Origin of the sequence: Pantoea sp. PNA 14-12, assembly GCF_004364735.1 — a bacterium.
GTDB classification, from domain to species: Bacteria; Pseudomonadota; Gammaproteobacteria; order Enterobacterales; family Enterobacteriaceae; genus Pantoea; species Pantoea stewartii.
In genome coordinates, this window is record NZ_SOAJ01000007.1 from 45,749 (window position 1) to 58,045 (window position 12,297).

Below are 12,297 nucleotides of genomic sequence, written 5' to 3' on the forward strand. Positions count from 1 at the left end.
GGAGAATAAAATGAGTCAGTTACGTCCGGCAATTTTTCTGCTGCTGCTGCTAACGGTTGTATGTGGCGTAGTTTATCCTTTGCTCACGACCGGGTTGGCGCAGTGGCTGTTTCCCTGGCAGGCTAACGGATCGCTGTTAAAGGTAGAAGGTGAAGAACGGGGCTCTGCACTGATTGGGCAGGCTTTTAGCCAGCCTGGCGAGTTTTGGGGCCGTCCTTCTGCCACCGGCGACAAACCGTATAATCCCCTGGCATCCAGTGGCAGTAACCTGGCCGCGAGTAATCCGGCACTCGACAAAGCGGTGGCTGAACGCGTTGCCGCGTTACGTGCAGCCAATCCGCAGGCCAATGGGCCGGTGCCGGTAGATCTGGTGACCAGTTCAGCCAGTGGGCTTGATCCAGAGATTTCGCCACAGGCAGCGCTGTGGCAGGCACCGCGCGTGGCGGCGGCCCGTCAGTTGCCGCTGGCGAAAGTGGATGCGCTGGTGGACAGCCTGACTCAACGTCCGCTGCTCCCATTTATCGGCGAACCCACGGTGAATGTGCTGCAACTCAATCTGGCGCTGAACGATCTTAAATAAGTAAAAGGACGCTATGAATCACGAACCGCTGCGCCCCGATCCGGATGCGCTGTTACAGGCCAACAGTGACAGCCATCGCGGTAAGCTCAAGATCTATTTTGGTGCCTGTGCGGGGGTAGGGAAAACCTACGCCATGCTGCAGGAGGCGCAGCGGCTCCGTGCCCAGGGACTCGACGTGCTGGTCGGCGTGGTGGAAACCCACGAGCGGCCGGAAACGGCCCAGCTTCTTAACGGACTGGTGGTGCTGCCGCGTCGCGCTACCGGCCGATCCCGCCATGCTGAATTCGATCTGGATGCCGCGCTGGCACGTCATCCGGCGGTCATCCTGATGGATGAACTGGCTCATACCAACGTGAAAGGCTCGCGACATCCCAAACGCTGGCAGGATATTGAAGAACTCCTGGATGCGGGCATCGATGTGCTGACCACAGTGAACGTTCAGCACCTGGAAAGCCTGAATGATGTGGTCGGCGGCGTTACCGGCATTCAGGTGCGTGAAACCGTACCAGACCCGTTTTTTGACAGCGCCGATGAAGTGGTGCTGGTGGATCTGCCGCCTGACGATCTCCGGCAACGCCTGAAAGAGGGCAAGGTCTACATTGGCGATCGCGCCGAGCGGGCCATCGAAAATTTCTTCCGCAAAGGCAACCTGTTTGCGCTTCGTGAGCTGGCACTGCGCCGCACGGCCGATCGGGTAGACGACCAGATGCGCGCCTGGCGCGACAGCCAGGGACGGGACAAGGTCTGGCACACGCGCGACGCGATTTTGCTCTGTATCGGAGACGATACGGGCAGCGAGAAACTGGTTCGTACGGCGGCACGGCTGGCCGCCCGGCTCGGCAGCGAATGGCACGCTGTCTATGTTGAAACGCCGCGCCTCAACCGCTTACCGGAGGCCCGTCGCCGCGCCATTTTGCGGACGCTCAAACTGGCGCAGGAGATGGGCGCGGAAACGGCAACGCTCTCCGATCCCGACGACGCTCAGGCGGTGCTGCGCTACGCGCGGGAACACGATCTGGGCAAGATTGTGACCGGACGGCGTCCCGTGCGACGCTGGCGGCGCGACAGTTTTGCTGAGCGGCTTGGGCAACTGGGCCCGGATCTGGATTTGCTGGTAGTGGCACTCAATGAGCCCATGCAGGATGCGCCGCATCCCTTAGCCAGCGACCGGGTTAACAGCGACAAATGGCGCATGCAGTTGCGCGGCGTCATGATGGCGCTGGTGCTGTGTATTCTGGTCACCGCCGCCGGACAATCGGTGCTGATCAGCTTTGATCCGGCCAACTGCGTGATGATCTACCTGCTGGCGGTGGTGATCGTGGCCCTGCGTTATGGCCGATGGCCATCCGTGATCGCCACAGTCATCAACATCATTGCCTTTGATCTGTTTTTTGTGGCACCGAAAGGCACGATTGCCGTCTCCGATTTACAGTACCTGGTGACCTTTGGCGTAATGCTGGCGGTCGGCGTGATCGTGGGTAACCTGACGGCGGGCGTGCGCTACCAGGCGCGCGTCGCGCGTTATCGCGAACAGCGCACCCGGCAACTGTATGAAATGGCTAAATCGTTGGGCAGCGGTCTGACACCCGAGGATATCGCGGCCACCAGTCAGCGCGTGCTCGACGCCACATTGCAGGCCCGATCCCTGCTGCTGCTGCCGGATGAGCAGGGCGAGCTGCAAACCCTGGGCAACGCGCTGCCGGGAAATGAACCGGACTGGGCTATCGCCAAATGGAGCTACAGCAAAGGCCAGCCAGCCGGCGCAGGCACAGACACGTTACCGGCCGTGCCCTACCAGATTCTGCCGCTGAAGGTAGGAGAATCCTGTCGCGGGCTGCTGGTCGTCGAGCCAGAAAACGTGCGCCAGCTGATGATTCCCGAACAGCAGCGGCTGTTAGAAACCTTCACCGTCCTGATTGCGAACGCGCTGGAACGTCTGGCGCTGTCGCAGAGTGAAGCGGCCTCGCGGCTGGCCGCCGAGCGTGAACAGTTACGCAATGCCCTGTTGTCGGCGCTGTCTCACGATTTACGCACGCCCTTAACCGTGCTGTTTGGTCAGGCGGAAATGCTGATGCTCGACCTGGCCAGTGATAATTCAAAATATGTGCCCCAGGCCAGCCAGATTCGCGAACAGACCCTGAGCACGATTCGTCTGGTCAGCAATATGCTGGATATGGCGCGTATTCAGTCCGGCGGTCTGAATTTACGGGAAGAGTGGCTGGCTCTCGAAGAGGTGATCGGCGGGGCGCTCAGTAGCATGGCACCGTCGCTGAAAGGAAAGGCGGTCGAACTCGATCTGCCTGCGGATATCGTCCTGATTAAGGGAGACAGCACCTTGCTGGAGCGGGTGTTTACCAACCTGATCGAAAACAGCCTCAAATACGCCGGTAACTGCGTGCCGCGCGGGATCCGCGCCTGGTGTGATCATGCCCGCCTGGAAATTGCCGTCTGGGATGGCGGTCCGGGCATCGCGGAACAGGACATGACCCGTATTTTTGATAAGTTTTCGCGTGGCGACAAAGAGTCGGCCGTGCCTGGCGTCGGACTGGGGCTGGCCATTTGTAAAACCATCATTGAGAGTCACGGCGGTCAGATCTGGGCGGAAAATCGCCCGGAAGGTGGGGCCTGTTTCCGCCTTTCTTTACCCTTGCCGCCCGCACCTGAAATTTCTCCTGAAGGGCTGAAATAACTTCACAGATGATCGGTTATAATGCGCGACTTTACTGCTTATGACTGGGAAATTATGGAACGTTTTACCGAAAACCTGATGTATGCATCGCGCTGGCTGTTGGCTCCCGTTTACATTGGACTTTCGCTGGGATTACTGGCACTGACCATCAAATTTTTCCAGGAAATTGTTCACCTGTTGCCCAACATTTTTAGCATTGCAGAAAACGACCTGATCCTGCTGTTGCTGTCACTGGTGGACATGACGCTGGTCGGCGGGCTGCTCGTGATGGTGATGCTGTCTGGCTATGAAAACTTTGTCTCCAAACTCGATATTGATGAGGGCAAAGAGAAGCTGAGCTGGCTGGGTAAGATGGATTCCGGCTCGCTGAAAAACAAAGTGGCGGCGTCGATTGTGGCTATCTCCTCCATCCACCTGCTGCGGGTGTTTATGGACGCGCGCAATGTCGAAAATGATAAGCTGATGTGGTACGTGATCATCCATCTGACCTTCGTTTTGTCGGCCTTTGTGATGGGCTGGCTGGACAGCATGTCGCGGGCAGAGAAGAAAAACGTGTAACCGACGGCACGCGTTATCCGCGCCGGCGACTGACGTCGCTTTTCCCGCGAGATGCCGGCGTCAGCCTGACGCCGGCCGTGCCCCCGCCAGATGAGGCAACACCGCCTTGATCATGGCAAAAAACGCAGTCAGCCGGGCAGGATAATAGCTCGCCCAGGGATAGGTCAGCCATACCGGTAACGCCGGAGCCTGCCATTCCGGCATGAGCTGGACCAGCCTGCCCTCTGCTAAATCCTCTTGTATCACCCACGACGAGACGATGGCGGCACCCAGGCCCGCCAGCGCAGCTTTGCGTACCGCATAGAGGCTGTCGCTGCTTAAAACAGGGGCGATGGGCAGATTCACCGGTTCACCTTTGTCCTGATGCTGTAACGCGATTTCGTTACGGTAGAAGCTGGTTAACGCGAGCCAGGGCAACGCGCCCAGCTGTTCGACCCGGGTGATCGGTGCATGCTGCCGGAGCAGTTCAGGGGCCGCGACAACAATGCGCGGCACTTCGGCCAGCAGCACCGCCACGACCGAAGGATCGGTAGGCGCGCCGACCTGAATGGCGCAGTCAACGTTCTCGGCCACAAAATCGGGTGTTCTGTCGTTCAGCATCCACTCTATGCGTAAACGGGGATAGCGGCGCATAAAGTCCACCAGCGGGGCGACCAGTTGATCCTGACCAAATGCATGTGGCGCGCGTACCCGCAGTGTCCCGACGGGATCGCTGCCTGCGCCGGTCAGATCGTCTTCCAGCGCATGCCAGGTGGCGAGCAGTTGACGTGCCTGTGCATAACAGCGTTCGCCATCATCGGTGAGCTTGAGCGCGTGCGTCGTGCGCAGTATCAGCTTCACGCCGAGCCCGTGCTCAAGCGCCTGCAACCGACGGCTGATAGTGGGCTGTGTTGTGCCAAGTTGCACTGCGGCGGCAGACAAACTGCCGCTTTCGACAATGCGGATGAAGGTATGCATCAATGCGATACGATCGTTATTGCTGAAATTGCTCATGCGCGCCACGTATAACCGTTTTGTTTTTTATCAGTCTACCGCGTATGCCAAAAACAGGCTTTACTTGCCACACGCTTTTTTCGAGGATTTCACTATGACAGTGGTACATAACCTGAACCGGCATTCAACTGAGCGCCTGCCTGCGCCCCTTGTTTTTACGTTAGCAACCGGTGCGGGTCTGAGCGTGGCATCGATTTACTACAGTCAGCCCATGCTCGACATCATCAGCAAGCAGTTCCAGATAAGCGTTGGCAGCGTCGGTATGGTGCCCATGTTAACCCAGGCGGGTTATGCGCTGGGGATCCTGCTGCTGGCCCCGCTCGGCGATCGCCACGATCGTCGCACCATTATTTTAATCAAAGGGTTACTGCTAGTCATGGCGCTTCTGCTGTGCGGCTTTTCCGGCGGCATCAGCGCACTGCTTATCGCCAGTTTTATCACCGGCCTGACGGCGACCGTGGCGCAGGACATTGTTCCGGCGTCGGCCGCGCTCGCCCCGGTGGCCAGCCGGGGTAAAACGGTTGGCACGGTGATGACGGGTTTACTGGTCGGCATTTTATTATCCCGTGTCGTTAGCGGTGTGGTGGCGGAGTATTTTGGCTGGCGCACCATGTACATGATTGCGGCTGTGGCCGTGTTGCTGATCAGCCTGACGCTGTGGCGCGTACTGCCGCGCTTTACGCCGGGTACGTCGGTAAGCTATCCCCGCCTGCTGTTGTCACTGGTGCACTTATGGCGTGCGCATCAAACCCTGCGGCGTGCGGCGCTGGCACAGGGACTGCTCTCCGTGAGTTTTAGTGCGTTCTGGTCAACGCTGGCGATCATGCTTAGCGACCGCTTCCATTTTGACAGTGCCATTGCCGGTGCTTTTGGTCTGGCAGGGGCGGCAGGCGCGCTGGCGGCGCCGCTGGCCGGGAACGTGGCGGATCGTATTGGCCCGGCGCGCGTCACCCAGTTTGGTGCCGGTCTGGTGACGCTCTCTTTCGCGCTGATGTTTTTACTGCCTTTCCTGCCGCTGTCTGCTCAACTGGCCGTCATTATTATCAGCACAATAGGTTTTGACTTAGGCGTGCAGGCGACCCTGGTGGCCCATCAGACATTGATTTACGGTCTGGTTCCCGAGGCGCGTAGCCGGCTAAATGCCCTGCTGTTTACCGTGGTGTTTATCGGTATGGCCAGTGGGGCGGCACTGGGTAGCCTGGCGTTGGCGCACTGGGGCTGGAATGGCGTTGTCGTGTTATCCACCGTTGCCGCCGCTGTCAGCCTGTTGATCCGCCTCGCCAGTCGTCACCTCAGGGACTGATTCTTCCGCCCGCCAGCAAATGTGCCAGGCTTAGTCATAAACTCAATTAAAACGGTGCGTTATGAACTTCATTGCCTGGACAGCTGCGACGGGCTGTCTGCTGTTATTAATGTCGCTGGCATCAGGGTGGATCCACCGCGGCCCCGTGACCTCTTTTGGTCTTTTTTTATTAACCGGGATCGCCTGTGGGCCGTGGGGATTTGATGTGATTGAAATCGATATCCTCCGCCATGCTGAACTGGTCGCGCATATTACCGAGATAACGATGGCCGCGTCGCTGTTCATCACCGGGCTCAAGCTGCGTCTGCCGCTGAAAGCCAGGCAATGGCGCGCGGGCAGCCTGCTGGCGTTTCCGGCCATGTTGTTGACGGTCGCCGCAATGACGCTGCTGTCTCACTGGCTGGTGGGGCTGTCGTGGCCGATTGCGCTGGCCTTTGGTGCCATTGTTGCGCCCACCGATCCTGTGCTGGCCAGCCTGATTTCCGTCAGCGATGCGCAGGACGATGATGCCCTGCGCGTTGCGATATCCAGTGAGGCGGGCATGAATGATGGTTCGGCGCTGCCGTTACTCATTCTGGCCCTGTTGCTGTTTAACGGTGAAAGTCTGGGCACGGGCATGCTGGCACGCTGGGCAGCCATTGATGTGGTGTGGGCCATTGGCGGCGGCATTCTGCTGGGGTTTGGTCTGGGGCGGTTAGTCGGCCTGCTGGCCGCACGGCTTCGTCATGCGCATGGTGATGTCGCACCCAATGACTTTCTGGCGCTGGCGCTCATTGCGTTGAGCTATGCCCTTGCTGAATCGCTGGGCGCGTCGGGCTTTCTGGCTACCTTTGCGGCAGGCCTGGGATTACGTCGGGCTGAACTGGGTGTGTTCAAACGTTATCAGCCTGATGATATGCCGGATGACGATCGGGTGCTGCCTGCGGAAGCACTGGTCAATCCCAACCAGCGTTTACAGCAACACGGTAGCGGTATGGTGAAATCGGTCGGTTTAGTGGTAGGCGACGCGCTGTCTTTTGGCGATACTATTGAGCGTTTACTGGCGGCCACAATGATGGTGGTCCTCGGCGTGACGCTGGCCCATCACTGGAACATGCAGGGCGTGATGCTCGGCCTGTTGCTGTTTGTGGTCGTCCGGCCACTCGCCGTATGGCTGGTCACGCTGCGCTGCGGCGTATCGCTTCCTCACCGTTTGCTCATCGGCTGGCTGGGGATTCGCGGTATAGGTAGTCTTAATTATATTGCGTTTGCCTGGGTCCATGGTATGGGCGGCTCGCAGGCAACGATGATGGTTGATATGGCGCTGACGCTGGTGGTATGCAGCATCGTGGTGCACGGCGTGTCGGTAACGCCGCTGCTAAACTGGCGCCAGGCCCGACTGGATGCAAAGCAGCGCCAGTCATGAAAGTGGGTTAACTGATAACAGGAGAAGACGATGAAGATATCTCAGATACTGTTGCTGAGCGTACTGGCCTCTGGCAGTGCGCTGGCGGCAGACGACACGGAACAAAGTGCTTACGCCAGCCAGCTGTGTCACATCGTGAGCAGTGAAAAAAGCGTATCGACAGCCGATCAGTATGTCGAAAAAATGAAATCCAGCGTCGCAGGATCGCAGTCCTCTTCCGCCTTCAATAAACCTGAATTTGACGAGGAACTGGCGAATGAAGTCGCCAGCGCATGGCTGCAGCTGGGTGACGAAGAGCGCGCTAAACTGCGTAAAAATACGCAGCAGTGTGAGCAAACGGTGATGACGCAGTTCCAGCAGGAAGATTAACCGCAGTTAAATCGTCAATAAACGCGCTAAAATGGCGCGTTTTTTAATGGATTTTCATGCCCGATTGCGTACATAATCGCCAGCGTCTTCACCAAACGTGCGATACATAATAAAAACGCAGCGGACCGACAGGGCCGTCTGACCTTTCTGGCATAGATTTAACAGGCATCATGATTACGCGTCGACGCTTTATTTTCGGCACAGGAGCGCTTGCGCTTTCACTGGCTACCAGCAAACTGTTTGCCCGCGATGATATTATTCCCCTCTGGCCGGACGAACCGCCCGGCGGTGGCGGCCCTGGCGGAAAATTACGTGTTGATGCATGGGGCTCCTGGTCGAATATCGTCAGCCCGGCGATTCAGCGTTTCAGACCTGAAAACCCCAACGGTGAAGCGGTGCTCATCGCGGCAGGCGGCGGCTACCGCTGGATCGGTATGGGACGTGAAGCCTGGCCCGTTGCACACTGGTTAAATGCCAACGGCTATACCGCCTATGTTCTCAGCTACCGTTTGCCGCGTGAAAAGTGGCAGGCCGGGAATCTGGCGCCTTTACAGGATGCCCAGCGCGCGCTGCGTCTGCTTCGCTCATTCGAACGAAAAGTGCATGTATTAGGATTTTCGGCCGGTGGGCATTTGCTGGGGATGGCGGCGGCGCGTCCGGACTTTCAGTCCTATCCCCCCATTGACAGAGTGGATCAGGAAATCCCCAAAGCGGACAGTGTCGGGCTGATTTATCCGGTCATTACCCTGGAAGCCCCTTATCAACATACCAATACACATCTGATGATGGTCGGTAATGATGCCAGCCCACAGGAAGAAGCCAGTTGGTCTGTGCAAAATTACGTCACGCACGCTTATCCGCCAACCTTCCTGGCGCAGGCTGGTGACGACCACACTTCAAAACCCTTTAACACGCAGTTAATGCGCGATACCTGTCGCCGCAATCGCGTGCCGGTTCAGTTGATTCAGCTTTCCAGCGGCGGGCATGGTTTTGGCCTGGGTAAAGCGGGCACGCCGGCTGCGCTGTGGGATCAGGCCTATGTGAAATGGCTGGAAAACCTTGATCAGAACCCCTCACCGTTGACGCATCGGTCTGCCACTGTCCTTTAGTTATCCTGGCGACGCCGGTCATAAAAAAAGCCGGCAGTTGCCGGCCTCGCTAAAACAGCGATTCTCAGGATTGAAGCGACACAGGGCAAAGCATGTGATAAAGCACGGTCACTGCGATTAAAACTGATAGGTCAGGCCCATCCCGACGCTGTCTTTCGTAGTGATACCGGTAGCACGAGTAAAGTCATTATCTTTCAACAGGTTAATGCGGTAATCCACATAGGTCAGCATGTTCTTGTTGAAGTAGTAATAGGTGCCCACCGCAATATACTTCTGCATGGTCTGACTTCCACCGGCAAAGTTGCCTGCGCCTTGCAGGTTTTCTCCACGCTGCGTGACAAAACCAATGGAAGGGCGTAAGCCGTTGAGGAACTGATATTGCGCAATGGCTTCGAAGTTATGCGTCTTGTCAGCAATCTGCGATAGCTGGCCGTACGGGGTCACATCGTTGGCCTCACCGTACATCGCGGCAAGGTAGATTTGGTTCGCATCGTATTTGGCCGAGGTCACCCATGCCGTCGCATCGTCACCCTGACCGTCCGCTTGCTGTGTCAGCGTACGATTGGCTTTCATACCGGCCGCAGCAATGCTCAAACCATCGGTAATGCTGTAGGTCAGACCGGCACCGTAGCCGTCGCCGTTTGCCAGCTTAGCGGTTGAGCGGTCGTTTTTCCCCTGATACTGAAGAATGACCTTCAGGCCGTTCCAGTCTGGCGAGTGCCAGGTGGCCAGGCCGGTTGAGCGTTTTGACAGGAAGTTGTCGTTGGTGGTCATGGTGCCGGAACCGTAAATCGGTGCCATATCGGTGTAAGCCGATGCGGTATACAGCACGCCAAAGCTGCGGCCGTAATCGAATGAGCCAAAGTCAGCCAGTTTCAGACCTGCAAAACCCAGACGCGTCGCATTCCCGGTTTGTGCGTCAGTGCCGCCTTCACTGTGGTTCAGCTGGAAGTTATATTCCCATTGACCATAGCCTGTCAGCTGATCGTTAATTTGGGTTTCACCTTTAAAACCCAGGCGCGCATAAGAGTTATCACCATCTTCGGCGGTATTGTCCGAAAAGACATGACGCGCATCGACTTTACCGTACAGATCAAGTTTATTACCGTTTTTATTATAAATTTCAGCGGAGCATGCAGAAAATGAGATCAGCAAACACAGTGCATGCGGCGCGCATATTTTTATTTTACGTTGCATATCATCTACCCTTTAATGTTGGTGAAGCATGAGGTTTATTTCCGCACAAGGCGGCATTGTTCAAAAATGTCAGTTTCGTTATGACGAAATAATTAAAAGCGTTACGTGGCTACATCATGTGGCCGTATTTTTATGGTTTTCCCTGGTGTTGATTATCAGGGCGCATAACGCCTTGATAATGTATTTATTATTAAATGGCTAAATCAGGTATATCGCTCAATATCGTTTGCGCGCCACTGTGTAAATATTTACGGGCGACAGCAGGGTCATTAATTGTGGCAATCGCAAATTCAATACCGGAATCGGCCAGGCGTTTCAGGTCGTCATCCGTCGCAAAGTCCGCCAGGAAGTGCAGGATCTGACAGCCGGTTCTGGCCAGTAATGCCACAGGATCGCTGGGAGGAACGCACACGGCCAGTCCACGCGGGACGTCAGGCATGATCCTTTCCGCAACCTTCAGCGAGAGCTCAGAAAAGCTGCTGATAAAGAGCTTCTTTTCATCCGCAGGCCACAGCGATTTCAGCTGCGTAATGGCAATTTCCGCGGTTTCAATTTCCTGACCAGACGTTGGTTTGATCTCCAGCTGAAGGCCAATACCTTTATCCAGCACAAATCCCACGGTTTCAGCCAGTGTAGGGACTTTAACGCCTTTGAACAGGTGGCCATAACAGACGCCCGCATCCAGCGACCGGATTTGGTCCAGGGTTAAATTGGCGACATAGCCGGTGCCATTTGTTGTCCGATCCACCGCATCATCGTGAATGATGACCGGGTGCCTGTCTTTGGTCAGTTTGACATCCACCTCTATCCACGTCGCGCCATGCTCAACGGCCGCCTGAAAAGAAGGCAGTGTGTTTTCTGGTGCCAGCAGAGGCGCACCACGATGTGCAATCAGGCGGGAATTCACTACGCGTACAGGGTGTTTTTTTGTCGGCATGCTCAGCGTTACCTTCTGTTGTCGGGTTAGCACAGGCTTACTTAAGTAAGACCTGGTTAGAAAATTCGGTTCTGACTTCGTCGCCTAGCGGTTTAGGCATGAACTGGGTGCCATGAACACGTTCTTTGCTGTTGATCAGACCAGCATCGCGATTCACTTCTTTATTTTGTGGCGTAATGCCATAAACTTGTTGAAACAGCCTTTGTGTCGTGGGCAGCGTCAGCCAGTGGATAAACAGTAATGCTGCCGCTTTGTGCGGCGCATTCTTGGGAATCGCCACCATATTTCCGCCGCCGGGCATGCCGAAATCGGGGATATAGAGTCGGATGGTTTTGGGGACTTCGCCGTGGTTTTCTAAGCCCACCAGATAGTCTTCCCAGGCGGGGACCAGCAGAAACTCACCGCTCACCAGTCGCGTCACGCTGTCGGCGTTAGAGGCGGTAATAATGTAATCAGGACGCAGTTGTTTGAACCAGTTCCAGGCCGGTTGTAAGGCCGTCAGGCTTTTTACATCCGCATCGCCTTTGGTGAAATCAAAGCCAGGCACCAGCGTACGCGTGACAGATTCAATAAACGCCGGACCGGAACCGCCGTTTTCCACGTTAAAGCCAAACTCCTGAGGATGAGTCTGCAGGAAGGTGGTGAGCTGCGGCAGGGTACGGGGCAACTCGCTTTCTTTCATGCGGCGCGAATCGTAGGCCAGGCCCGTCTGATTGCCCCAAAATGCCACGCCATAACCTTTACTGTCCGTACCCTCAATGGTGTAGTTCAGGGTTTTGCCTTCCGGCAGCAGTGTATTAATCGGGCCAAAAAACGTTTGCTGAGGCGATACCGTACCGAATGCGCCTCCGCCAATCGAAAACACATCAATATCGCCTGTTTCCCGTCCCCGGTCAGCCATGAGTTTATTAATATTGCCTTGCAGCGGACCTTCAGAGATCGTAACAGCAATACCGTACTGTTTTTCAAACAGGCTGACCTGCTCTTTAAGACGATCCTGGTAATACCATTGGTACCAGGTTAATTTCCCTTCTTTTTTAGCCTCGTCAACAATGTGTTGCCAGTCCATTTGTGTAATATCCTGAGCCTGAGTACAAAAAGCCCACGCAAGTAATAATAAGGTGGCAGATCGTCTGAACATGATTTTCCCCAGTTAA

Annotated in this window: 11 protein-coding genes; 7 read left to right on the plus strand and 4 right to left on the minus strand. The window is 56.2% G+C overall.

The genetic code is table 11. From position 1 onward, the window contains the following. The first annotated feature begins 10 nt into the window (after positions 1–10). Genes kdpC through C7434_RS19775 form a run of 3 tightly spaced genes read left to right on the plus strand, consistent with a single transcriptional unit; the run spans position 11 to position 3,827 of the window. A complete protein-coding gene (gene kdpC / locus C7434_RS19765; RefSeq protein WP_006121133.1) occupies positions 11–580 on the plus strand; it encodes a potassium-transporting ATPase subunit KdpC in 570 nt (189 codons plus the stop codon). A 13-nt stretch (positions 581–593) separates the two neighbouring features. Beyond that, positions 594–3,269: a two-component system sensor histidine kinase KdpD gene (gene kdpD / locus C7434_RS19770; protein WP_033738288.1), complete on the plus strand. Its 2,676-nt coding sequence runs from the start codon at positions 594–596 to the stop codon at positions 3,267–3,269. A 54-nt stretch (positions 3,270–3,323) separates the two neighbouring features. Continuing rightward, a complete protein-coding gene (locus C7434_RS19775) occupies positions 3,324–3,827 on the plus strand; it encodes a TIGR00645 family protein (protein ID WP_006121131.1) in 504 nt (167 codons plus the stop codon). A gap of 60 nt (positions 3,828–3,887) precedes the next feature. Here the strand turns inward: C7434_RS19775 and C7434_RS19780 are convergent, their stop codons facing one another. After that, positions 3,888–4,820, minus strand: coding sequence for a LysR family transcriptional regulator (locus tag C7434_RS19780; protein WP_006121130.1), 933 nt, complete (start codon positions 4,818–4,820; stop codon positions 3,888–3,890). Between the two features lie 94 nt (positions 4,821–4,914). On the opposite strand from C7434_RS19780, the gene C7434_RS19785 reads away from it, so the two are divergent. The 4 genes from C7434_RS19785 to C7434_RS19800 all read left to right on the plus strand — a co-directional run bounded on the left by C7434_RS19785 (position 4,915) and on the right by C7434_RS19800 (position 9,006). Continuing rightward, a complete protein-coding gene (locus C7434_RS19785; protein WP_058701475.1) occupies positions 4,915–6,123 on the plus strand; it encodes an MFS transporter in 1,209 nt (402 codons plus the stop codon). A gap of 61 nt (positions 6,124–6,184) precedes the next feature. Next, positions 6,185–7,528 carry a cation:proton antiporter gene (locus C7434_RS19790; protein WP_006121128.1) on the plus strand — a complete coding sequence of 448 codons (1,344 nt, stop codon included), beginning with the start codon at positions 6,185–6,187 and terminating at the stop codon, positions 7,526–7,528. Positions 7,529–7,558: 30 nt separating this feature from the next. Further along, on the plus strand, positions 7,559–7,897 hold the full coding sequence (locus tag C7434_RS19795) for a hypothetical protein (RefSeq protein ID WP_006121127.1): 339 nt from the start codon (positions 7,559–7,561) through the stop codon (positions 7,895–7,897). A gap of 170 nt (positions 7,898–8,067) precedes the next feature. Next, positions 8,068–9,006 carry an alpha/beta hydrolase gene (locus tag C7434_RS19800; RefSeq protein ID WP_006121126.1) on the plus strand — a complete coding sequence of 313 codons (939 nt, stop codon included), beginning with the start codon at positions 8,068–8,070 and terminating at the stop codon, positions 9,004–9,006. A 117-nt stretch (positions 9,007–9,123) separates the two neighbouring features. On the opposite strand, the gene C7434_RS19805 is transcribed toward C7434_RS19800, so the two are convergent. The 3 genes from C7434_RS19805 to C7434_RS19815 form a co-directional block, all read right to left on the minus strand. Further along, entirely contained in the window at positions 9,124–10,203 is a 1,080-nt protein-coding gene (locus C7434_RS19805) for a porin (protein WP_006121125.1), read from the minus strand. A gap of 190 nt (positions 10,204–10,393) precedes the next feature. Then, positions 10,394–11,140, minus strand: a complete 747-nt coding sequence (locus C7434_RS19810; RefSeq protein ID WP_006121123.1) for a glycerophosphodiester phosphodiesterase family protein — start codon at positions 11,138–11,140, stop codon at positions 10,394–10,396. 37 nt (positions 11,141–11,177) lie between these two features. Continuing rightward, a complete protein-coding gene (locus tag C7434_RS19815; RefSeq protein ID WP_033738282.1) occupies positions 11,178–12,281 on the minus strand; it encodes an extracellular solute-binding protein in 1,104 nt (367 codons plus the stop codon). Positions 12,282–12,297 lie beyond the last annotated feature (16 nt).

Bases quoted from the DNA above. Each gene is read 5' to 3' on its own strand.
- C7434_RS19800 (WP_006121126.1), top strand. From the start codon at position 8,068: ATGATTACGCGTCGACGCTTTATTTTCGGCACAGGAGCGCTTGCGCTT.
- C7434_RS19810 (WP_006121123.1), bottom strand. From the start codon at position 11,140: ATGCCGACAAAAAAACACCCTGTACGCGTAGTGAATTCCCGCCTGATT.
- C7434_RS19780 (WP_006121130.1), bottom strand. From the start codon at position 4,820: ATGAGCAATTTCAGCAATAACGATCGTATCGCATTGATGCATACCTTC.
- C7434_RS19815 (WP_033738282.1), bottom strand. From the start codon at position 12,281: ATGTTCAGACGATCTGCCACCTTATTATTACTTGCGTGGGCTTTTTGT.
- C7434_RS19785 (WP_058701475.1), top strand. From the start codon at position 4,915: ATGACAGTGGTACATAACCTGAACCGGCATTCAACTGAGCGCCTGCCT.
- C7434_RS19805 (WP_006121125.1), bottom strand. From the start codon at position 10,203: ATGCAACGTAAAATAAAAATATGCGCGCCGCATGCACTGTGTTTGCTG.
- C7434_RS19775 (WP_006121131.1), top strand. From the start codon at position 3,324: ATGGAACGTTTTACCGAAAACCTGATGTATGCATCGCGCTGGCTGTTG.
- C7434_RS19795 (WP_006121127.1), top strand. From the start codon at position 7,559: ATGAAGATATCTCAGATACTGTTGCTGAGCGTACTGGCCTCTGGCAGT.
- kdpC (WP_006121133.1), top strand. From the start codon at position 11: ATGAGTCAGTTACGTCCGGCAATTTTTCTGCTGCTGCTGCTAACGGTT.
- kdpD (WP_033738288.1), top strand. From the start codon at position 594: ATGAATCACGAACCGCTGCGCCCCGATCCGGATGCGCTGTTACAGGCC.
- C7434_RS19790 (WP_006121128.1), top strand. From the start codon at position 6,185: ATGAACTTCATTGCCTGGACAGCTGCGACGGGCTGTCTGCTGTTATTA.